General features: G+C 68.4%; 21 protein-coding genes and 1 tRNA gene. 11 read left to right on the top strand and 11 right to left on the bottom strand.

The window, feature by feature from the left end; genetic code table 11:
- Positions 1–32: 32 nt before the first annotated feature.
- The gene (locus tag FBY35_RS17610) at positions 33–713 is read right to left on the bottom strand and encodes a DUF5324 family protein (RefSeq protein WP_142214709.1); all 681 of its coding nucleotides are present in this window, start codon (positions 711–713) and stop codon (positions 33–35) included.
- Between the two features lie 273 nt (positions 714–986).
- Here FBY35_RS17610 and FBY35_RS17605 point away from each other — a divergent pair, with 273 nt between their 5' ends.
- Positions 987–1,520, top strand: coding sequence for a peptidylprolyl isomerase (locus FBY35_RS17605; protein ID WP_142214708.1), 534 nt, complete (start codon positions 987–989; stop codon positions 1,518–1,520).
- A 109-nt stretch (positions 1,521–1,629) separates the two neighbouring features.
- Positions 1,630–2,520 carry a rhomboid family intramembrane serine protease gene (locus FBY35_RS17600; RefSeq protein ID WP_142214707.1) on the top strand — a complete coding sequence of 297 codons (891 nt, stop codon included), beginning with the start codon at positions 1,630–1,632 and terminating at the stop codon, positions 2,518–2,520.
- A 255-nt stretch (positions 2,521–2,775) separates the two neighbouring features.
- Here the strand turns inward: FBY35_RS17600 and crgA are convergent, their stop codons facing one another.
- Positions 2,776–3,033, bottom strand: coding sequence for a cell division protein CrgA (gene crgA, locus FBY35_RS17595; RefSeq protein WP_142214706.1), 258 nt, complete (start codon positions 3,031–3,033; stop codon positions 2,776–2,778).
- Between the two features lie 213 nt (positions 3,034–3,246).
- On the opposite strand from crgA, the gene FBY35_RS17590 reads away from it, so the two are divergent.
- Genes FBY35_RS17590 through FBY35_RS17570 form a run of 6 tightly spaced genes read left to right on the top strand, consistent with a single transcriptional unit; the run spans position 3,247 to position 7,507 of the window.
- On the top strand, positions 3,247–3,990 hold the full coding sequence (locus FBY35_RS17590) for a DUF881 domain-containing protein (protein ID WP_186356958.1): 744 nt from the start codon (positions 3,247–3,249) through the stop codon (positions 3,988–3,990).
- 31 nt (positions 3,991–4,021) lie between these two features.
- Positions 4,022–4,723 carry a class E sortase gene (locus FBY35_RS17585; protein WP_142214705.1) on the top strand — a complete coding sequence of 234 codons (702 nt, stop codon included), beginning with the start codon at positions 4,022–4,024 and terminating at the stop codon, positions 4,721–4,723.
- Between the two features lie 56 nt (positions 4,724–4,779).
- Complete coding sequence (locus FBY35_RS36445) at positions 4,780–4,953, top strand: hypothetical protein (RefSeq protein WP_186356957.1); 174 nt, start codon at positions 4,780–4,782, stop codon at positions 4,951–4,953.
- Positions 4,950–5,588, top strand: coding sequence for an aminodeoxychorismate/anthranilate synthase component II (locus FBY35_RS17580; RefSeq protein WP_142214704.1), 639 nt, complete (start codon positions 4,950–4,952; stop codon positions 5,586–5,588). The genes FBY35_RS36445 and FBY35_RS17580 overlap by 4 nt, the downstream gene beginning before the upstream one ends.
- Complete coding sequence (locus FBY35_RS17575; RefSeq protein ID WP_399208285.1) at positions 5,585–6,787, top strand: class E sortase; 1,203 nt, start codon at positions 5,585–5,587, stop codon at positions 6,785–6,787. Before FBY35_RS17580 ends, FBY35_RS17575 begins: the two co-directional genes overlap by 4 nt.
- Before the next feature lie 42 nt (positions 6,788–6,829).
- Positions 6,830–7,507, top strand: coding sequence for a class E sortase (locus FBY35_RS17570; RefSeq protein WP_142214703.1), 678 nt, complete (start codon positions 6,830–6,832; stop codon positions 7,505–7,507).
- Between the two features lie 105 nt (positions 7,508–7,612).
- Here the strand turns inward: FBY35_RS17570 and pknB are convergent, their stop codons facing one another.
- The 6 genes from pknB to FBY35_RS17535 all read right to left on the bottom strand — a co-directional run bounded on the left by pknB (position 7,613) and on the right by FBY35_RS17535 (position 15,642).
- Positions 7,613–9,583 (bottom strand): Stk1 family PASTA domain-containing Ser/Thr kinase, encoded by a 1,971-nt coding sequence (gene pknB / locus FBY35_RS17565; RefSeq protein ID WP_142214702.1) that lies wholly within the window; start codon positions 9,581–9,583, stop codon positions 7,613–7,615.
- A 168-nt stretch (positions 9,584–9,751) separates the two neighbouring features.
- Positions 9,752–11,218, bottom strand: a complete 1,467-nt coding sequence (locus FBY35_RS17555) for a penicillin-binding protein 2 (protein WP_142214701.1) — start codon at positions 11,216–11,218, stop codon at positions 9,752–9,754.
- Positions 11,215–12,624 (bottom strand): FtsW/RodA/SpoVE family cell cycle protein, encoded by a 1,410-nt coding sequence (locus tag FBY35_RS17550; protein WP_142214700.1) that lies wholly within the window; start codon positions 12,622–12,624, stop codon positions 11,215–11,217. The genes FBY35_RS17555 and FBY35_RS17550 overlap by 4 nt, the downstream gene beginning before the upstream one ends.
- Before the next feature lie 26 nt (positions 12,625–12,650).
- Positions 12,651–14,150, bottom strand: a complete 1,500-nt coding sequence (locus FBY35_RS17545) for a PP2C family serine/threonine-protein phosphatase (RefSeq protein ID WP_142214699.1) — start codon at positions 14,148–14,150, stop codon at positions 12,651–12,653.
- 129 nt (positions 14,151–14,279) lie between these two features.
- Positions 14,280–14,792 (bottom strand): FHA domain-containing protein, encoded by a 513-nt coding sequence (locus tag FBY35_RS17540; RefSeq protein WP_142214698.1) that lies wholly within the window; start codon positions 14,790–14,792, stop codon positions 14,280–14,282.
- A gap of 10 nt (positions 14,793–14,802) precedes the next feature.
- The gene (locus FBY35_RS17535; protein WP_142214697.1) at positions 14,803–15,642 is read right to left on the bottom strand and encodes a DUF3662 and FHA domain-containing protein; all 840 of its coding nucleotides are present in this window, start codon (positions 15,640–15,642) and stop codon (positions 14,803–14,805) included.
- A 316-nt stretch (positions 15,643–15,958) separates the two neighbouring features.
- Between FBY35_RS17535 and FBY35_RS17530 the strand changes: the two genes are divergently transcribed.
- Positions 15,959–16,042: transfer RNA gene (locus tag FBY35_RS17530), tRNA-Leu, on the top strand.
- A gap of 219 nt (positions 16,043–16,261) precedes the next feature.
- Here the strand turns inward: FBY35_RS17530 and crcB (FBY35_RS17525) are convergent.
- The 3 genes from crcB (FBY35_RS17525) to crcB (FBY35_RS17515) are packed head-to-tail and all read right to left on the bottom strand — an operon-like array spanning position 16,262 to position 17,456.
- Positions 16,262–16,636 carry a fluoride efflux transporter CrcB gene (gene crcB, locus FBY35_RS17525; protein ID WP_142214696.1) on the bottom strand — a complete coding sequence of 125 codons (375 nt, stop codon included), beginning with the start codon at positions 16,634–16,636 and terminating at the stop codon, positions 16,262–16,264.
- The gene (locus FBY35_RS17520) at positions 16,633–16,980 is read right to left on the bottom strand and encodes a DUF190 domain-containing protein (RefSeq protein ID WP_142214695.1); all 348 of its coding nucleotides are present in this window, start codon (positions 16,978–16,980) and stop codon (positions 16,633–16,635) included. Before FBY35_RS17520 ends, crcB (FBY35_RS17525) begins: the two co-directional genes overlap by 4 nt.
- On the bottom strand, positions 16,977–17,456 hold the full coding sequence (crcB, locus tag FBY35_RS17515; RefSeq protein WP_142214694.1) for a fluoride efflux transporter CrcB: 480 nt from the start codon (positions 17,454–17,456) through the stop codon (positions 16,977–16,979). Before crcB (FBY35_RS17515) ends, FBY35_RS17520 begins: the two co-directional genes overlap by 4 nt.
- 294 nt (positions 17,457–17,750) lie before the next feature.
- Between crcB (FBY35_RS17515) and FBY35_RS17510 the strand changes: the two genes are divergently transcribed.
- Positions 17,751–19,445 carry a sensor histidine kinase gene (locus tag FBY35_RS17510; protein ID WP_260848643.1) on the top strand — a complete coding sequence of 565 codons (1,695 nt, stop codon included), beginning with the start codon at positions 17,751–17,753 and terminating at the stop codon, positions 19,443–19,445.
- Positions 19,446–19,486: 41 nt separating this feature from the next.
- Positions 19,487–20,167 carry a response regulator transcription factor gene (locus tag FBY35_RS17505; protein ID WP_142214693.1) on the top strand — a complete coding sequence of 227 codons (681 nt, stop codon included), beginning with the start codon at positions 19,487–19,489 and terminating at the stop codon, positions 20,165–20,167.
- Positions 20,168–20,173 lie beyond the last annotated feature (6 nt).

Genomic DNA, 20,173 nt, shown 5'->3' with positions numbered 1-20,173 from the left:
CCTGGCGCCACCTGCCCACGGGCGGTGTGCGATCAGCGCTGATCGTCGCCCTCGCCGGCCTCCGCCTCGTCCTGCTTCGCCTGCACCTCGGGGTCCAGGTCTCCTTGCTCACTGCCGTCGACGGACGCCAGCGGGGCTCGGTCGGAGATCTCCGTGGCAGCGGGCGGTTCCACCAGCCAGTCGGGGTTGGCCTGCTTGTCCCACCACCTCCAGAGCGCGAAAGCCGCACCGGCCAGCACACCGATGACCGCCAGACCCTTGCCGAGCCGCGCGGTCTTCGAGCGCCGCTCGTGCTTCCTCACCAGCTTCTGAATGTCCTTCGCCGTCACCTGTCCGCGCAGCGCGGCCAGTGCCGCAGCGGAGCGGGCCAGAGCCTCCTCCCGTACGGGCTGAGCGACGGCCACCGCCTGCTCGAAGCGCGGAACGGTGTAGTCCGCCGCCTGACGAGCCGCCTTCCGGGCCTGAACCGCGGCTCGGTGCGCTGCCTCGTCCACTTTCGGCGGCACATGCGGCGCAACACGTGCGTCGTACTGAACACGGGCCTGAGCAGCGGCCTTGGAGACTTTGGGCGCGAGCCGTACGCGGGCCTCGTGCGCATATAGCGCGGCCTGGTCCTTGGCCGTACCGGCGTATGGCGCCACCACGTCCGCGGCGTGCAGCACGCTGTCCTTCGCCGTACCGGTCGCGGCGCGCACGCTGTCCATGCGGGTCACGGGATCCTCCTCCTCGGTGGCGTACTGGGTGGCTGGGGTTTACTTCCAGTTAGGCACAGTTTCGCCTTTCCACCCGTCTGGAAATCATGCCTGTTGAGTGCGCCCTCGGCATGCCGGGCGGGCATCCGGGTCATGCAGGGACCTTGCGGACGACGATGCCACGGTTCGTCCCACAACGCGCCGCTTCGTCGACGACTCGACGCCTTTTATCCGTAGGCAGCTCTCGCGTGCGAGGATCGTGTGACGTCAGAGCAGACTTACGGAAGGCAGATCGTGGCCGAGCAGCTGTACGCCACCCTGAAGACCAACCAAGGCGACATCGAGATCCGGCTTCTGCCGAACCACGCGCCCAAGACGGTCAAGAACTTCGTGGAGCTCGCCAAGGGCGAGCGTGAGTGGACCCACCCGGCGACCGGCAAGAAGTCCACGGACAAGCTGTACGACGGCACGGTCTTCCACCGCGTGATCAGCGGCTTCATGATCCAGGGCGGCGATCCGCTGGGCAACGGCACGGGCGGCCCGGGGTACGAGTTCCAGGACGAGTTCCACCCGGACCTCGCCTTCGACAAGCCGTACCTGCTGGCCATGGCGAACGCCGGCCCGGGCACCAACGGCTCGCAGTTCTTCATCACCGTGTCACCCACCGCCTGGCTGACCCGCAAGCACACCATCTTCGGCGAGGTCACCAGCGAGACGGGCAAGAAGGTCGTGGACACGATCGCGGCCACCCAGACCAACGCGCGCACCGACCGCCCGGTCAGCGATGTCGTGATCGAGTCGGTCGTCGTGGAGACCCGCGAGGGCTGAACCCCGTGGGCCCCGGGGATCCTCGGCGACCCCGACGGGAACCAATTCGCCCCGCTCATCCGTATGGATGGGCGGGGCGGTGTGTTGAGTTAGAGAGACAGAGGGACCCATGGACCAGGCGCCAGGCAGTGGGCAGCAGCCGCAGGACGCGCACGGCCTCAGCTGCTACCGGCATCCGGACCGCGAGACGGGCATCAGCTGCACCCGTTGCGACCGGCCGATCTGCCCGGAGTGCATGGTCAGCGCGTCGGTCGGCTTCCAGTGCCCGGAGTGCGTCCGTTCGGGATCCGGTACGGGACACGGGCCGGCCGCGAACCGGCCGCGGACCGTGGCCGGAGGCGCGGTGGCCGCCAGCCCCCACCTGGTCACCAAGATCCTCATGGCGATCAACCTCGCCGTGTTCGTCGCCGCGCTGGCGAGCGACCGCGTGGTCAGCGATCTGGCGCTGATCGCGCAGTGGCCGCCCGCGCCGTTCGTCCCGGTGGACGGGGTCGCCGAGGGCGAGTGGTACCGGCTCTTCACGTCGATGTTCCTGCACCAGCAGATCTGGCACATCGCCTTCAACATGCTGGGCCTGTGGTGGCTGGGAGGCCCCCTGGAGCAGGCGCTGGGCCGCATTCGCTACCTCGTGCTCTATCTGCTCTCCGGGCTGGCCGGCAGCGCCCTGACCTATCTGCTCGAGGCTCCGGACAAGGCCTCGCTCGGCGCCTCCGGAGCCATCTTCGGACTGCTCGGCGCCACCGCCGTACTGATGCGCCGCCTCAACTACGACATGCGGCCGGTCATCGCGCTGCTCGCGCTGAACCTGCTCTTCACCTTCACCTGGTCGGGCATCGCCTGGGAGGCGCACGTCGGCGGCCTGGCCGCGGGCACGGCCATTGCCTTCGGGCTGGTGCACGCTCCCCGCGAGCACCGCAATCTCGTGCAGGCCGGCACGTGTGTCCTGGTCCTTGTGGCGACGGTCGTGATAGTCGTGGCCAGGACCGCCGCGCTCACCTGAGCGAGATCTTTCCCCAAACTTGTCCACAGCGTGTGGTCGATCTTGTGCATGCTGTGGGGAACAAGCGTGCCCCTTGTCGCTGAGCTGGTTTTTCCCAGCAGGGACAAGGGGCGGGGCGCTTCATCAAGATGGCCGATGCAGTCACACCGGCGTCAATGCTTTGAGGGTTATCCACAGATCGTCTGAGTTTTCCCCACTGTGGACAACGCTGTGGATAACCTTAGGGCAGGGCTTGACGGCGACGCTGCGGAGAAGCTACTTCCACTGGGTGGATACGCCGAAGCCGGCGGCGATGAAGCCGAAGCCGGCCACGATGTTCCAGTTGCCGAAGCTCTTGATCGGAAGGTCGCCCTCGGTGACATAGAAGAGGACGATCCAGGCAAGACCGATCAGGAACAGCGCGAGCATCACCGGTGCGACCCAGCTGCGGCTGGTCAGCTTGATGCTGGTCGCCTGCTTCGACGCCGGCGGCGGCGTGAAGTCGGCCTTCTTGCGGATACGTGACTTCGGCACGAGGGACTCTCCTGTCGATGCGCTGCGTGACCGCGCAGGGAACTGTGGCTTGACGCCAGGGGCTGGAGCGAGGGGGACCACCGCCTCCCCCGGGCGTCCGTTAGCGTAGTGCTTCCGCGGCGCCTGAGGAGATAAGGGTACGTTGAGCAATTCTGCCGACTACCCCCAAGGTCCGGACAACCGCTTCGACGGACAGGAAGGTGGCGAAGCCCGATGAGGGGTGGTGGCCGGGTGACGGGCGGGACCGTCCGGTTCCTTACGGCTGCTGTGTTCGCCCTTGCCGGGCTGATCTTCGTGACCAGCTTCAACACGGCCAAGGGCACCAACATCCGTCAGGACGCGTCGATGCTGAAGCTCTCCGACCTGATCCAGCAGCGCAGCACGAAGAACGCCGACCTCGACGAGTCCACCGCGGCGGTGCGCTCCGACGTCGACGCCCTCGCCCGGCGCGACGACGGCTCCACCAAGGCCGAGGACATCCGGCTCGGCGCCCTGGAGAAGGCCGCGGGCACCTCGAAGGTCAGCGGGCCCGCCCTCAGCGTCACCCTCAACGATGCCCCGCCCAACGCCCAGGCAGCCCCCGGCTACCCCGAGCCGCAGGCCAACGACCTGGTCATCCACCAGCAGGACCTGCAGGCCGTCGTGAACGCGCTGTGGCAGGGCGGCGCCAGGGGCATCCAGGTCATGGACCAGCGGCTGATCTCCACCAGCGCCGTGCGCTGCGTGGGCAACACACTGATCCTCCAGGGACGCGTCTACTCCCCGCCGTACAAGGTCACCGCCGTCGGCAACAGGGGCGCGCTCAAGAAAGCGCTCGCCGCCTCCCCCGCGATCCAGAACTACCAGCTGTATGTGAAGGCCTACGGGCTCGGCTGGAAAGTCGACGAGCGCGAGGCGGTGACTCTCCCCGGCTACTCCGGCACAGTGGATCTCCACTACGCGAAGCGCGTGGAGTAGCCCTGGGGGGACGGTGCGACGGACGGTACCGGTGCGGTTGATCGTCAGGACCTTCAGTGAACTGTGCATCACCGTTGGCACCTTGATCGTGCTCTTTGTCGTGTACGTGCTGTTCTGGACCGGAATCAAGGCGGCCGACGCCACCGGCGGACAGATCGCCAGTCTCCAGGAGGAGTGGTCGCAGGGCCCGGTCGGGGCTCCCGCCGCCACCCCCGTTCCGGAGCGCACGACCACGCCCGCTCCGGCCGCTCCCAAGGAGTACCGCGACGGCAAGCCCTTCGCGGTCATGTACATCCCCCGCTTCGGCGGCAGTTGGGACTGGCCGGTCCTGGAAGGCACCTCCACGGGCACCCTCAAGAAGGGGCTCGGGCACTACGCCTCCACCACAGCCCTCGGCGGCAGCGGCAACTTCTCGGTCGCGGGCCACCGGCGCACCTACGGCGATCCCTTCAAGGACTTCCCCGAGCTGCGGCCGGGGGACGCGGTGGTGCTGACGGACGGGACGACCTGGTTCACGTACCGCATCGACCGGGAGCCCTACCGGACCCTCCCGAGCGACATCGGCGTCATCGACCCCGTCCCCAGGAAGTCCGGCTTCGCCGGGCCGGGGCGCTATCTGACGCTGACCACCTGTGATCCGGAATGGGGCAGCAGCCACCGGCTGATCGCCTGGGCGCATCTGGACGCCACCCAGCCTGTGACCGACGGCAAACCGGAAGCTTTGCGCGGCTGACCCATGTGCCCCTGGCGCCCCTTAGTCTGGTGCGGTACCGAACGGAAAGGGACAGCATGTACGGCTGGATCTGGCGGCATCTGCCGGGCAACGCATGGGTGCGGGCGTTTCTCTCGCTCGTGCTGATCCTCGCGGTCGTCTACGTGCTGTTCCAGTACGTCTTCCCGTGGGCGGAGCCGCTGCTTCCGTTCAACGATGTGACGGTCGACGGAGCGGGGGCGGCCCGATGAGCGCCCGCATCCTGGTCGTCGACAACTACGACAGCTTCGTCTTCAACCTCGTCCAGTACCTGTACCAGCTCGGTGCGGAGTGCGAGGTGGTGCGCAACGACGAGGTGGCGCCCGCGCATGCGCAGGACGGCTTCGACGGGGTGCTGCTGTCCCCCGGGCCCGGAGCGCCCGAGCAGGCCGGTGTGTGCATCGAGATGGTGCGCCACTGCGCAGGGACCGGAGTTCCGGTCTTCGGCGTCTGCCTGGGGATGCAGTCGATGGCCGTGGCGTACGGCGGTGTGGTGGGCCGCGCACCCGAGCTGCTGCACGGCAAGACCTCGCCGGTCACGCACGAGGGCAAGGGCGTGTTCGCGGGGCTGCCTTCGCCGTTCACCGCGACGCGCTACCACTCGCTGGCCGCCGAGCCGGCGGAGCTGCCGGACGAGTTGGAGGTCACGGCACGGACCGCGGACGGAATCATCATGGGACTGCGTCACCGTGAACTGGCCGTCGAGGGTGTGCAGTTCCACCCCGAGTCGGTCCTCACCGAGCACGGCCACCTGATGCTCGCCAACTGGCTCGAGCAGTGCGGCGACACCGGGGCGGTCGGGCGTTCGGCGGGGCTCGCACCGGTGGTGGGCAAGGCCCTGGCGTGAACGCTCAGCGTCCTGAGGACGGGTATGAGTACGACCCGCTGACGGATCCTTCCCCCACGCCGTGGGGAGACCCCATGCCGCCGGGGGAGCGCGGGACGCCGTGGTTCAGTGCGGCGAACACCCCGGACGAGGAGCAGGCTCGCGGCCCTCAGGCTCCGACCGCTCAGCCTCAGGAGTGGTCTGGCCACCGCCAGTACTCCGTAGACGACCCGGAGGGCTATCAGCGGGACTGGTACGCCCGGACGCAACCCGAAGCGGAACCCGGGGCGGCGTCGTACGAGACCGTCGCGATGCCTCAGCAGAGGTCCGAGCCGATACCGGTACCGGACGACGAAACCGTCGCCCTGCGGACGGCGGACACCCGGCGCGCGGCACAGACGCCTGCGGGTCCCGGCCGTGCCGAGCGGCGCCGGGCCGCCAAGGCCCGGGGGCGTAGGCACGCCGCGCCCGCTGCCGCCGCCTCGGACGCCCCCGCGCCCGCCAGGCCCCTGTCACGCGTCGAGGCCCGCCGCGCGGCGCGTGCCGCGAAGGACAGCCCCGCCGTCATCGCGAGCCGCGCCATCGGTGAACTCTTCATCAGCTTCGGCGTGCTGATGCTGCTGTTCGTCACGTACCAGCTCTGGTGGACGAACATACGCGCAGGGCAGCAGGCCAACCAGGCGACGAACAAGATCCAGGACGACTGGGCGAAGGGCCGCAAGCCCGGTGTGTTCGAGCCCGGGCAGGGATTCGCGATCATGCACATCCCCAAACTGGACGTGGTCGTCCCGATCGCCGAGGGCATCAGCAAGCACAAGGTCCTCGACCGGGGCATGGTGGGCCATTACGGCGAGGGGAAGCTGAAGACCGCGATGCCCTCGGACAAGGTGGGCAACTTCGCGGTCGCGGGTCACCGCAACACCCACGGCGAACCGTTCCGGTACATCAACCGTCTCCAGCCGGGGGACCCGATCGTTGTCGAGACACAGGACGCGTACTACACGTACAAGATGGCGAGCATCCTCCCCCAGACGTCGCCGTCGAACGTGAGCGTGATCGCTCCGGTGCCGGAGGGCTCCGGATTCGGCGGACCGGGCCGCTACATCACCCTGACGACGTGTACGCCGGAATTCACGAGTACGTACCGAATGATCGTGTGGGGCAAGATGGTCGACGAACGACCGCGCAGCAAGGGCAAGCCCGACGCGCTCGTCGGCTGAACGCGGTAGGTGCGGTGGGACTTCAAGACGGGAACAGGTGCAGTGTCACGTGCGCGTAGCCGGGTCGCCGGTGTCATCAGTGTCTTCGGCGAACTGCTGATCACCGCGGGCGTGGTGCTGGGGCTCTTCGTCGTCTACTCGCTGTGGTGGACGAACGTCCTTGCCGAGCGCGAGGCCTCCAAACAGGGCGACCACATGCGCGACGGCTGGGCGAGCACCGCCCCCGGCGCCCTCGACACCAAGGACGGCATCGGCTTCCTCCACGTACCCGCGATGAAGAACGGCGAGGTGCTGGTGAAGAAGGGCACCGACTCCAACAGCCTCAACGACGGCATCGCGGGCTACTACACGGACCCGATCAAGTCGACGCTCCCCTGGGCCGGCAAGGGTAACTTCACGCTGGCGGCGCACCGCGACGGCCACGGAGCGAAGTTCCACAACATCCACAAGCTGAAGGACGGGGACCCGATCGTCTTCGAGACGCGGGACACCTGGTACGTCTACAAGGTCTACAACGAGCTTCAGGAGACCTCGAAGTACAACGTGGACGTACTGCAGCCGATCCCGAAGGAGTCGGGCAAGACGAAGCCGGGCCGGTACATCACGCTGACGACGTGTACGCCCATCTACACCTCGGACTACCGCTACATCGTGTGGGGCGAGCTGGTGCGTACGGAGAAGGTCGACGCGGACCGCACGCCGCCGGCGGAGCTGCGCTAGGCCCCTGTCCGGCGAGGTGCCCGCGCTTTCCGGGCAGCGGTCACAGCAGGAGGCCCCGGCCACCCGATGAGGGTGCCGGGGCCTCCTGCCGAAGTGGGCCTGGCGCTATCCGAAGATTCCGCCGTCGCCCCCGCCGCCGTTGTTCCCGCCCCCGCCCCCGCCACCGTCAATGGTCTGCACGTTGACCTGCTGGCCGGGAGTCGCCTGCGAACCGGCCGCCGGGTCCTGAACGATGATCCGGGCCTTGTCGTCGTTCGGACCGTTGACGGCACCGAGTTGCAGACCGGCCTGAGCGAGGAGCTGCCTGGCTTCGCCGATCGTCTTGTTGAACAGCTGAGGCACCTGAGCGGTCTGCTGCGGGCCCTTGGAGACCTTCAGCGTGACCGTGGCGCCCTTGGCTGCCTTGGAATTGCCCGCCGGGTCCTGCTCGATGACCGTGCCCGCCGGCTGGTCGGAGTCCACATCGACCCGCGCGACCGTGAACTCGAGGGTCTCCAGCTGGCTCTTGGCGTCGTCGATCAGCCGGCCCACGACCGGAGGCACGGTGACCTTGGCCTGCTTGGCCACGGTGAGGGTGACCTCGGTGCCCTTCTCGACCTTGGTGCCGCCCTGCGGGTCCTGACTGAGCACGGTGCCCGGGTCCTCGTTCGAGGACTCGGACTCCTCGATCTTGACCTTGAAGCCCTTGTCGGTCAGGGCCTTCTCGGCGTTCTGCCGCGACTTCTCGGTGACGTCTGGGACCTCGACCTTGGGCGCGCCCTCGGAGACGACGACCTGGACGGTTTCGCCCTGCTGCATATTGCCGCTGGCCGGCGTCTGGCTGCAGATGCTGCCCTTGGGCTGATCGCAGCGCTGTTTACCGGACTCGGCAACCTTGACACCCGCGTTCTTCGCGAGTGTCTGGGCTTCCGCGAAGGGCTTGCCGACGAGCTGCGGCACCGGCACATCGCCGGCGCCGCCGTCACCGCCGCCGAAGACCGCCTTGCCGATCAGCACCGCGCCGACCAGCACCAGGATGCCCGCGAGGACCAGCAGGATCGTCGAGGTGTTGGACTTCTTCTGGCGGCGGCGGTCCGGGCGGTCGTCGTAGCCGTAGCCCCCGTCGTCCGGGTTCATCGGCGGAAGCATCGACGTCTGGCCCGCCGGGTCGGCCTGGCGCAGCGCCGTGGTCGGCTGGTCCTCCGGGGAGTACCCGCCGTAGCCGACCGCGCCCATCGCCGCCGTCGCCGCGACCGGCTGGCCGTCGAGGCAGGCCTCGATGTCCGCGCGCATCTCGTCGGCCGACTGGTAGCGGTAGTCGGGGTCCTTGACCAGGGCCCGCAGGACGATGGCGTCCATCTCGGGCGTGATCTCGGGGTCGAAGTTGCTCGGCGGCTGCGGCTCCTCGCGGACATGCTGATACGCCACCGCCACCGGGGAGTCGCCCACGAAAGGCGGACGGACGGTGAGGAGCTCGTACAGCAGACAGCCGGTGGAGTACAGGTCGGAGCGGGCGTCGACCTGCTCGCCCTTGGCCTGCTCCGGGGAGAGGTACTGTGCGGTGCCGATCACTGCCGCGGTCTGGGTCATCGTCATCCCGGAGTCGCCCATGGCGCGGGCGATGCCGAAGTCCATGACCTTGACCTGGCCGGTGCGCGTCAGCATGACGTTCGCCGGCTTGATGTCGCGGTGGACGATCCCGTTGCGGTGGGAGTACTCGAGCGCCTGGAGGATGCCGATGGTCATCTCGAGCGTGCGCTCTGGAAGCAGCTTGCGCCCGGAGTGCAGCAGCTCTCTGAGCGTGGAGCCGTCGACGTACTCCATGACGATGTACGGGATCGAGACCCCGTCGACATAGTCCTCGCCCGTGTCGTAGACCGCGACGATCGCCGGGTGGTTGAGCGAGGCGGCCGACTGGGCCTCACGGCGGAACCGGGCCTGGAAGGACGGGTCACGGGCGAGATCGGCCCGCAGCGTCTTCACGGCGACGGTGCGGCCGAGCCGGGTGTCGTGGGCGAGGTAGACCTCCGCCATGCCACCACGGCCGAGCACCGAGCCCAGTTCGTACCGGCCGCCGAGGCGACGCGGCTCTTCCATAACTGTTCCAGCCCTCTCCGTCAGTCCCGACCGCACCCGTGTGTGGTCCGGCGGTGCGCTGTTCGCGCATACGCTACCGGGCACGCACCACCTGATCGGCCCGCGACCGTCACCTGATACCCGACCGGTATCGCAATGTGCAGGTATGGACGTCGGACGTGATCCGCGTCACTTCTTGCTGTCCAGTACTGCCTTCATCACGTCGCGGGCGATGGGGCCTGCGAGACCGCCGCCGGTGATGTCGTCGCGCTTGGCCTCGCTGTCCTCGACGACGACCGCTACGGCGACCGGGGACCCGTCGGCGGTCTTGGCGTACGAGATGAACCAGGCGTACGGGTTCTTGCTGTTGTTCTCGCCGTGCTGGGCGGTACCGGTCTTGCCGCCGACCGTCACATTGTCGATCTTGGCCTTGCCGCCGGTGCCGTTCGGGCTCTCGACGACGTTCTCCATCATTTTCTGGAGGAGCTGCGCGTTCTTCTGGGAGAGCGGTCGGCTCATCTCCTGGGGCTCGGTCTTCTTGATGACGTCCAGCTTGGGCGTTTCCAGCTGGTCGATCATGTACGGCTTCATGAGCTTGCCGTCGTTGGCGATCGCCGCGGCGACCATGGCCATCTGAAGAGGCGTGGTGGCCGTGTTGAACTGGCCGATGGAGGAGAGCGCGTTGCCGGGCCTGTCCATGTTCTTGTCGTAGACGGAGGCGGCGGCACGCACCGGGGTGTCGATCTCGGGGTCGTTGAAGCCGAACTTCTGCGCCGTCTCCAGCATCTTGTCCCGGCCGACCTCGTCACCGAGCTTGGCGAAGACGGAGTTGCAGGAGACCTCGAGCGCCTTCATCAGGCTGGCGTTCTTGCAGCCGTTGGCGTGGTTGACCATCGGCCTGGTGGTGTTGGGAAGGATGTACGGCTCGGGGGTGTCGGTCGCCGCGTCGATGTCGTCGATCACGCCGTGCTCCAGCGCGGCGGCCGCCGTGACCACCTTGAACGTGGAGCCGGGCGGGTAGACCTCGCGCAGCGCGCGGTTGAGCTTCGGCTTGTTCTTGTCCCTCTCGAGTGCGTTCCACGCCTTCTCGTCCGAAGCGCCGTAGCCGGCGAAGGTGGTGGGGTCGTACGAGGGGGTGGACGCCAGAGCCAGGATCTTGCCGGTCTGCGGGTCGATGGCCGCGACCGCGCCCTTCTTGGAGCCGAGGCCTTCATAGGCGGCCTTCTGCGCGGCGCCGTTGAGCGTCGTGACGACGTTGCCGCCCTTTTTCTTGTCGCCGGTGAACATGGCCATCGTGCGGTCGAAGAAGAGCTGGTCGGAGTTGCCGGTGAGGATGCCGTCCTCGAGCTTCTCGATCTGGTTGGCGTCGAATGCCTGGGAGGCGTACCCGGTGACCGGCGCCCACATGGGGCCGTTGACGTAGGTGCGCTTGAACTTGAAGTCCGTGTCGTTCGTCTCGACGGAGCCGGTGATCGGCTTGCCGTCGACGATGATGTTGCCGCGCTCGGCGGCGTACCGCTCGATCAGGACACGGCGGTTCTTCGAGTTGGTATTGAGGTCGTCGGCCTGGACGTACTGGAGCCAGTTGGTGCGCACCAGCAGAGCAAGTACCAGGAGCCCGCAGAAGATCGCGATCCGGCGCAGGGGCTTGTTCACGGTCGGACCACCTGGGTCATCTCGGCGTCGGGGGAAGGAGCGGGAGCGGGCGCGGGACGGCGCGCGGTGTCGCTGATACGGATCAGGATGCCGATCAGCGCCCAGTTGGCGATCACGGACGAACCGCCGTAGGCCACGAACGGCATGGTCATTCCGGTGAGCGGGATGAGGCCCATGACACCGCCGGCGACGACGAAGACCTGGATGGCGAAGGCGCCGGAGAGGCCGATGGCGAGGAGCTTGCCGAAGGGGTCGCGGGCGGCGAGCGCGGTGCGTACGCCACGCTCCACGATCAGGCCGTAGAGGAGCAGGAACGCCATCATCCCGGCCAGGCCCATCTCTTCACCGAAGGTGGAGAGGATGAAGTCGGAGTTGGCGGCGAAGCCGATGAGGTCGGAGTCCCCCTGGCCGAGGCCGGTGCCGAGGGTACCCCCGGAGCCGAAGGACATCAGAGCCTGGCCGATCTGTTCGCTCTGCCGCCAGGTCTCTTCGGCGAACGGGTTGAGCCAGAAATCCACGCGCTGCTGGACGTGCGGTTCGAAGGAAGCGACGCCTACCGCGCCGACCGCGGACATCAGCAGACCGAAGACGATCCAGCTGGTGCGCTCCGTGGCGACGTACAGCATGATCACGAAGAGGCCGAAGAACAGCAGCGAGGTGCCGAGGTCGGTCTCGAAGACCAGGATGAGGATCGACATCGCCCAGACCATGAGGATCGGTCCGAGGTCACGGCCGCGAGGCAGGTACAGGCCCATGAAGCGGCGGCTGGCCAGCGCGAGGGCGTCCCGCTTCACCATCAGGTAGCCGGAGAAGAAGATCGCAATGATGATCTTCGCGAACTCGCCGGGCTGGATGGTGAAGGGACCGAGACTGATCCAGATCTTGGCGCCGTTCACCGCCGGGAAGAACACCGGCAGGATCAGCAGGACGAGAGCCGCTGCCATCGAGATGTAGGTGTAGCGCTGCAGGATGCGGTGGTCCTTGAGCAGCATCAGTACGCCGACGAAGAGGCCGATGCCGATCGCGGAGTACAGCAGCTGCTTGGGGGCGTCAGGGCTGAAGCCTCCGAAGAGCTTCTCGGCGCGCTGGATCAGCCGGGGCGATTGGTCCAGGCGCCAGATCATCACCAGACCGAGGCCGTTGAGCAGCGCGGCCAGCGGAAGCAGCAGCGGGTCGGCGTACTTGGCGAACTTGCGTACCGCGAGATGCGCCACACCGGCGAGCAGACCGAGGCCGACGCCGTAGCCGAGCACTCCAGCAGGCAGCTTGCCGTCGAGTGCGAGACCCACGTTGATGTACGCGAACACCGGGATGATGACGGCGAAGGCGAGCAGCATCAGCTCGGTGTTGCGGCGGCTCGGTGCTTCGATCGCGCCGATCGTGGTGGTGTTGGTGACAACGCTCATGGTGGAGAAAGGCCCCCTACGGCCGATTACTGCTTTCCGCAGTTCGCGGCCAGCTTCTGCTCCTCCTCCGAGAGGGTGGGGCCCGGAGTGGGAGTAGGTGCGGTCGGCTTGGTCGTGGCTTTCTGGGTGGTGGGCTTGCCGGTGGTGCCACCGGCCTGGCCCTCACCGGGCGGCGGAGTGCTGGCGCGGTCCGCGGCGTCGCGGCGCTGCTCGTCCTTCTTGCAGGCGGCGGCCTGGTCGGCAAGCTCGTCGACCTTCGCGCGGGCCTTGACGAGGCTGTCGGCGGTGATGGTCGCCTCGACCTGCTTGCGCTGGTAGGGCGGGAGGTACTTGAGTTCGATCTCGGGGTGGTCCTTCTCGACGTCCGAGAGCGAGACCCAGGCCAGGTCCTGGCTGATGCCCTGGTAGAGCGCGACGTGCTCGTCCTTGGATCCGACGTAGTACTGGGTCTGCGTCCAGCGGTAGCCGCCGTACAGACCACCGCCGACGACCGCCAGCGCGAGCACGGTGTAGAAGCTTCTCTTCAGCCACTTGCGGCCGCCGCGCGGCTTGATGAAGTCGTCGTCGGTGTACGACCCGAAGCTGCCCTCGGGCGGCATTCCGCCGTAGCCCATGCCGTCGCCGCTGCCGGGCGGGCCGAAGCCGCCGCCGCGCTGCTGCGGAGCTGCCGGGCGGCCCAGTCCCGCCGCCCGGCCCGCCGGGGTCTGCATGGCGCCGCCATCGTTCAGCTGGAGCTGGTTCTCGGCGACCGCGCCGACGACGACCGGGGTGTCGCTCAGCTGCCCGGCCAGGGTGTCGTTGGAGTCGGTGTCGAGGACGTCCGCGACGATGCACGTGATGTTGTCGGGGCCGCCGCCGCGCAGCGCGAGCTGGATCAGGTCCTGGACCGTCGCCTGCGGGCCCTGGTAGCTGGCGAGCGTCTCCTCCATCGTCTGGTGGGAGACCACGCCGGACAGTCCGTCCGAGCAGATCAGGTAGCGGTCGCCGGCGCGGACCTCGCGGATGGAGAGGTCGGGCTCGACATGGTCGCCGCTGCCCAGCGCGCGCATCAGCAGGGAGCGCTGCGGGTGGGTGGTGGCTTCCTCCTCGGTGATCCGGCCCTCGTCGACGAGGCGCTGCACCCAGGTGTGGTCCTGCGTGATCTGCGTCAGTACGCCGTCGCGCAGCAGATAGGCGCGCGAGTCACCGACGTGTACGAGGCCGAGGCGCTGGCCCGTCCAGAGCAGGGCGGTGAGCGTGGTGCCCATGCCTTCGAGCTGGGGGTCCTCCTCGACCATGAGCCGCAGCTGGTCATTGGCACGCTGTACCGCGGTGCCGAGTGAGGTGAGGATGTCCGAGCCGGGCACGTCGTCGTCGAGTGTGACGAGCGTGGAGATGACCTCCGACGACGCGACCTCGCCGGCGGCCTGGCCGCCCATGCCGTCGGCGATGGCCAGAAGGCGGGGGCCGGCGTAGCCGGAGTCCTCGTTGCCCTCCCGGATCATGCCCTTGTGCGATCCGGCGGCGAAACGCAGAGACAGACTCATGCGCACCTCGCCCGTCGGCTCGGGGTACAGCCGGTCTCGAGCCACACTGCCCACCCTCCGGTCGGGAGCCCGTCCCGGTCCGCTGTCGGGACCGCCGCGGCTCGCTCGCTCCGCTCGCTCATTGTCGTACTACTTCCGCAGCTCGATGACGGTCTTGCCGATGCGGATCGGCGCGCCCAGCGGAATCGGTGTCGGGGTGGTGAGTCGGGTCCGGTCGAGATATGTGCCGTTGGTGGACCCGAGATCCTCGACGATCCACTGGCCGTCACGGTCCGGGTAGATCCTGGCATGCCTGCTGGACGCGTAGTCGTCGTCCAGCACGATTGTGGAGTCATGTGCCCGGCCCAGCGTGATCGTCTGGCCCTGCAGCGACACCGTGGTGCCCGTGAGGGTGCCCTCGGAGACGACCAGTTTGGTGGGCGCACCGCGCCTCTGGCGGCTGCTCGCCTGCTGCCGCTGCTGCGGAGGCGCGGCGCTCTGGCGCGCCTGCTGGGGACGCGCGTCGGCATTGCGGCGCGAGCCGCGTTGTGTGACGCGCGTACCGAACAGGTCGCTGCGGATGACCTGAACGGCCACGATGACGAACAGCCACAGAACGGCCAGGAAACCTAGCCGCATGACCGTCAGGGTCAGCTCTGACATTGCCCCCGCTTCACCCTTCGGCTTGCCGGTAAACGATGGTGGTGCTGCCCACGACGATCCGCGAGCCGTCGCGGAGCGTAGCGCGGGTGGTGTGCTGCCCGTCTACCACGATGCCGTTGGTAGACCCGAGATCCTGGATCGTCGAGGGCGTTCCGGTCCGGATCTCACAGTGCCGGCGCGATACGCCGGGGTCGTCGATCCGCACATCGGCGTCGGTGCTGCGACCCAGCACCAGCGTCGGGCGGGAGATCTGATGGCGGGTGCCGTTGATCTCGATCCAACGTCTTACCTGAGTGCTCGGCATCGGGCCGGGGCCCGGTGCCGGACGGCGGTCCGCGACCGGCGCGGGGCCGGGCCGGCCGACGCCCGGAGGGGGCGCCACCGGCATGGGAGGTGCCCCGGCGGGCGGGTAGCCGTAACCGCCGCGGACGCCGCCCTGAGGGCCGGCAGGTGCCCGCTCGGGCGACTGTGACGAACTCGACGCGAGGGTGCGGCTGCGCACCCGGTACAGGCCGGTGTCGAGGTCGTCCGCCTTCTCCAGGTGGACCTTGATCGGCCCCATGAAGGTGTACCGCTGCTGCTTGGCGTAGTCGCGCACCAGGCCGGACAGTTCGTCGCCGAGCTGGCCGGAGTACGGGCTCAGGCGCTCGAAATCGGGCGCGCTGAGCTCCACGATGAAGTCGTTGGGGACGACAGTCCGCTCGCGGTTCCAGATCGTCGCGTTGTTGTCGCACTCGCGCTGGAGGGCGCCGGCGATCTCGACAGGCTGGACCTCGGACTTGAACACCTTGGCGAAGGTGCCGTTGACCAGACCTTCGAGTCGCTGCTCGAACTTCTTCAGGACTCCCATGAGGCACCTCCTCCGTCGTTGCCGTCCTGATACTGCTTACTGATCGTATCCACGCGTCGGGAAATCGGCTGGTTCCCCTTGTCTGCCCCGTCGATGAGTGTCACCTCTCACACGGATCGTAGAGGCGGCCTCCTGACAGTGTCCCGCACCCGGGGTGCTCCAAGGAGGAGCGGGGGCGGCCGCCTTCCGTTCCCTGTTCCCCGGCACCGTCCGCGAAACAATCGGATGTGAATCCACCCTGTGCAGCGTGCTAATCTTCTGCATGTCGCCAGGCGCTCGCACTGAACAAGTGGGGGACGGGGCGGCAACACCCAATGCGCGGGTGGCGGAATAGGCAGACGCGCTGGATTCAGGTTCCAGTGCCCGAAAGGGCGTGGGGGTTCAACTCCCCCCTCGCGCACAGACAGAGAGAAACCGACGAAACGGGTTCTCACCAGAGACGAAAGTCCTGGTGGGGCCCGTTTCTCGTTGACCGGACGGCTTGCGGGCCTCCGGGGTACCGTCGCAGGGGCCTGCTCGCGCAGTTCGGGGCCCGAACCGTGGCAAACCTCACGGAGCGGGCTCACCACTTCGGTGGTCCTGAGGCGATGCGGTTGGAGTTGATCAGGACACCCAGGGATCAGGCCCAGAGCGCCTCGGCGAACAGGGCGCCGAGGAAGGCCGCGCCGAGCCCGGCGGCCACGCTCGCGGTCACATTGACCGCCGCGTACAACTTCGCGCCGACCTCGACCAGCCGCAACGTCTCGTAGCTGAACGTCGAGTACGTCGTCAGTGCCCCGCACAGCCCCGTCCCCAGGAACAACTGCACGTGTGAGGACGCCGCCCCCGCCGTCACCGCCCCGGTCAGCACTCCCAGTGTCAGACAGCCCACGACGTTGACCGCGAAGGTCCCCCACGGGAAGACCGAGTCGTGCCTGGCCTGCACCGCCCGGTCGGTCAGGAAGCGCAACGGGGCGCCGACCGCAGCCCCCAGCACCACCAGCAGCCAGTTCACTTGGCTTTCTCCCTGCCCGCGTAACGGATGACTTCGCAGTGGTCCATGACGACCAGCCCCTCCGTGACCAACTCGTCGAGTTGCGGCAGGAAGGCGCGGATGCGTTCCTCGTCATCCACGATCACGATCGCCACCGGCAGATCCTCACTCAGGGACAGCAGCCGGACGGTGTGAATCAATGAGGAGGCGCCGAACCCCTCGATGCCCCGGAACACACTCGCGCCCGCCATGCCCGCCTTGTGTGCCCGGTGCACGATCTCCGTGTAGAGCGGTTTGTGGTGCCACAGGTCCGATTCCCCGATGAAGATCGTTACGCGCACCGCCATGCCTGTCAGCCTGGTCATGCCTGCCTCCACGCCACTACGCGGCGCGCCATCCACACCGCACTCCACACCGCCGCCAGCGACGCGAGCGGCGTCAGTCCCAGGTATGCCATCCCTGTACGGGCGTGGCCGCTGTCCACCAGACCCTGAATATCCACCGCATACGTCGAGAACGTCGTGAACCCGCCCAACACGCCGGTACCGAAGAAGGGCCGCACCAACCGGTGCGCCGCCCACACATCGGTGATCACCACCATGAACAGGCCGATCACCGCACATCCGATCACGTTCACGGCCAGCGTCGTCCACGGAAATCCGCCCGGCGGGGTGGGCCACATCAGCGAGGCCCCGTACCGAGCCGTTGCCCCGAGGGCGCCCCCAAGCGCCACCACAGCTACGACTGGGCCCAGCGGGCGTCGCCGGACGGGAGCCGGAGGACCGGCGTCAGGACCAGTGGGCTCATCCACCGACGGAGTGTGAGGGGCTTGCACGGACATGTCTCCTACTCGCAGGTCACCCGGACCGGGCGCGCTCCATCGCAAGTAGGGACCGTTGGCGGCATCCAGGCCGCGGTTCGGGTACGGCGGGCCCCACCGCCGTGCAGAAACCGTCACCGGTCCCTGCACGACAACGCTATCGTCCGCGCCGCCCCGGCGTGAACCAGCGCGCCAAGCCGATCAGACCTGGCGCCGGCCCATCGCCGGGGAGCAGCGTCGAGTGCGACGTTCGTCGCTCCCCGGTGAGACGAAAGTGGGCTGTGGGCGCCAGGGCGGGTTGCTTAGGGTGCGGCTGTGGACGCTTCATCGAGGATCCGGGCGGGCTGGGCGTGGCTGGCGGCACCCGAGCTGTGGTCGAGGCGGCGGACCGCCGGCGAGCTGGTACTCGCGTTGGTGCTCGGCCTCATGGCCGCCGGAACCGAGGAACTGCTGGGCAGTGAGGGACCGAGGCTGCTGCTCGTCGGAGCGTCGGTGGCGCTGCTGTCCCTGCTGCGACGCCGGATGCCGACGCCGGTCCTGGTGATGACCGGGGCGCTGGCGCCACTCCTGAGCGGCTTCGCGCCGCTGCTGATGGTCGTGGGGTGGTCGGCCGGGCGCAGGGTCGTGGGCGCCGGGCGAACGCTGGCCGCGTTCACTGTCGCGTACGCCCTCTTCATCGGCACCACGCTCGTGGACTCCTGGGCGCAGCACGCGCAGATGACGATGGTTCTGCTCTCCACGCTCTACTTCCTGGCGACGACGGTCGTGCCCGGACTGGCCAGCCGCTACTGGACGCAGCGCCGGACCCTGCTGCACACCCTGCAGGAGCGCAACGCCCAGCTCCTGCGGGAGCGGGCGATGGTGGCAGGGCAGGCGCGGCTGCTCGAACGGCAGCGGATCGCCCAGGACATGCACGACAGTCTTGGCCACCAGCTGGCGCTGATCTCCGTACACACAGGTGCGCTCGAGGTGGACCCCGAGCTGACACCACGGCAGCGGGAAGTCGTCGGTGTGCTCCGGGACGGTTCGGTGACCGCCATGCATGAGCTGCGCGAGGTCGTCGGGATTCTGCGGGACGGGGTCGAAGCGCCGCCGCCCGTCGACGAGTCGGGGCGTGCCGCCCGTGGGACGGCAGGCATCGCGGGCCTGGTGGAGGCGGCGCGGGCGGCGGGTAACACCGTGGAGCTGCGGTGCTCGGGCGAGGCGCGGCCCCTTGCGGCGGCGGGCGACCATGCGGCGTACCGCATCGCGCAGGAGGCGCTGACCAACGCGTACAAGCACGCGCCCGGGGCCGCGATAGGCGTGGAGCTGAGATACGAGCCGGACTCGTTCGTCGTCGAGGTCGTCAGCGGGGCTGCGGCGGCGCCCGCTCCCGGCGAAGTGGTCAGTGGCGGCCAGGGGCTGACCGGGCTGCGGGAGCGGGCCCGGCTGGTCGGTGGCATCGTGCACGCGGGTCCGGCGGACGACGGGGGCTTCCGGGTGGCGGGGGTGCTGCCGTACGGAGTCGTGGAGGCGGCGCCGTTCGTCGCGACGGAGGACGACTTTCGCCAGCAGTCGCCGAAGGCCGCGCTCGGGAACGGTGGTCCGGTCATGAACTGGACTGTTTCGGAGCGGGAGCTGGCGATGGGTGGACAGAACAGAAGCCGGGGCGGCGGTCTGGCGCTTGGCTGCGGGATCTCTGTGGCGGCGTTGCTGGTACTGGGGGCAGCGGGTGTCTTCGGGCTGTTCTTCCTGGTGGGCTCGATGAGTGAGGGGATGATTGACCCGGTCGAGTACGAGAAGGTGACGATCGGGGCCCCCGAGGACGAGGTGCGTGACGGGCTGCCGAGCGGGGACACGATCGCGACCGCCGGGCTGAGTGGCAAAGGCCCTGAAAAGCCTGTGGGCTCCGAATGCCTGGTGCTGATGTCCTCGGAGGTGGGGGACAACCTCGACACCGAGCCGGTGTTCCGGTTCTGCTTCAAGGACGGCAAGCTGATCGAGAAGAAGTCCTACGAGGTCAGCCGATAAGCGGGTTGGCCGCATGGGTGCGCGAGTGGGGGGGGGTGCAGGTGACGCAGTCGCCGATCCGGGTCGTCATCGCTGATGACGAGCCGCTCATCAGGGCGGGGATCCGGATGATCCTCACCTCCGACCGCGGGATCGAGGTCGTGGCGGAAGCGGCCAATGGGCGCGATGCGATCGCGTCCGCGCGTTCACACGGCGCCGATGTGGTGCTCCTCGATATCCAGATGCCGGTGATGGACGGGCTGACGGCCCTGGAAGAGCTGCGCAGGGCGGCACCGGCGGCACGAGTGATCGTGCTGACGACTTTCGGCGAGCGCGAGAACGTACTGCGGGCGCTGGAGCACGGCGGCGCGGGTTTTCTGCTGAAGGACACCGCGCCCGCGGAGCTGATCCGGGCGGTACGCGCGGCGGCTGCGGGGGATGCGTATCTCTCGCCCGGTGCGACCCGGCACGTGGTGGATCAGCTCGCCTCGGGGCGGGCGGCGGCCCGCGGCGAGCAGGCGCGGACGAGGGTGGCCGGGCTGAGCAGTCGCGAGCGGGACGTCCTTGCCCTGCTGGGGGAAGGGCTGTCCAACGCGGACGCGGGGCGGCGGCTGCATATGAGCGAGGCCACGGTGAAGACGTATGTGAGCCGGATCCTGGCGAAGCTGGAGTGCGAGAACCGGGTGCAGGCGGCGCTGCTGGCGCGGGATGCGGGGCTGGACGCGGGGTTGGACGCGGGGTGATGTGCG

The organism is Streptomyces sp. SLBN-118 (assembly GCF_006715635.1).
Lineage (GTDB): Bacteria > Actinomycetota > Actinomycetes > Streptomycetales > Streptomycetaceae > Streptomyces.
The sequence above is the reverse complement of the archived record's forward strand: the minus strand, read 5'-3'. Positions and strand labels throughout refer to the sequence as shown.

Bases quoted from the DNA above. Each gene is read 5' to 3' on its own strand.
- FBY35_RS17535 (WP_142214697.1), bottom strand. From the start codon at position 15,642: ATGGGAGTCCTGAAGAAGTTCGAGCAGCGACTCGAAGGTCTGGTCAAC.
- crcB (WP_142214694.1), bottom strand. From the start codon at position 17,456: ATGTCCGTGCAAGCCCCTCACACTCCGTCGGTGGATGAGCCCACTGGT.
- FBY35_RS36445 (WP_186356957.1), top strand. From the start codon at position 4,780: ATGTACGGCTGGATCTGGCGGCATCTGCCGGGCAACGCATGGGTGCGG.
- FBY35_RS17545 (WP_142214699.1), bottom strand. From the start codon at position 14,150: ATGAGTCTGTCTCTGCGTTTCGCCGCCGGATCGCACAAGGGCATGATC.
- FBY35_RS17590 (WP_186356958.1), top strand. From the start codon at position 3,247: ATGAGGGGTGGTGGCCGGGTGACGGGCGGGACCGTCCGGTTCCTTACG.
- pknB (WP_142214702.1), bottom strand. From the start codon at position 9,583: ATGGAAGAGCCGCGTCGCCTCGGCGGCCGGTACGAACTGGGCTCGGTG.
- FBY35_RS17600 (WP_142214707.1), top strand. From the start codon at position 1,630: ATGGACCAGGCGCCAGGCAGTGGGCAGCAGCCGCAGGACGCGCACGGC.
- FBY35_RS17580 (WP_142214704.1), top strand. From the start codon at position 4,950: ATGAGCGCCCGCATCCTGGTCGTCGACAACTACGACAGCTTCGTCTTC.
- FBY35_RS17520 (WP_142214695.1), bottom strand. From the start codon at position 16,980: ATGACCAGGCTGACAGGCATGGCGGTGCGCGTAACGATCTTCATCGGG.
- FBY35_RS17550 (WP_142214700.1), bottom strand. From the start codon at position 12,624: ATGAGCGTTGTCACCAACACCACCACGATCGGCGCGATCGAAGCACCG.
- FBY35_RS17540 (WP_142214698.1), bottom strand. From the start codon at position 14,792: ATGTCAGAGCTGACCCTGACGGTCATGCGGCTAGGTTTCCTGGCCGTT.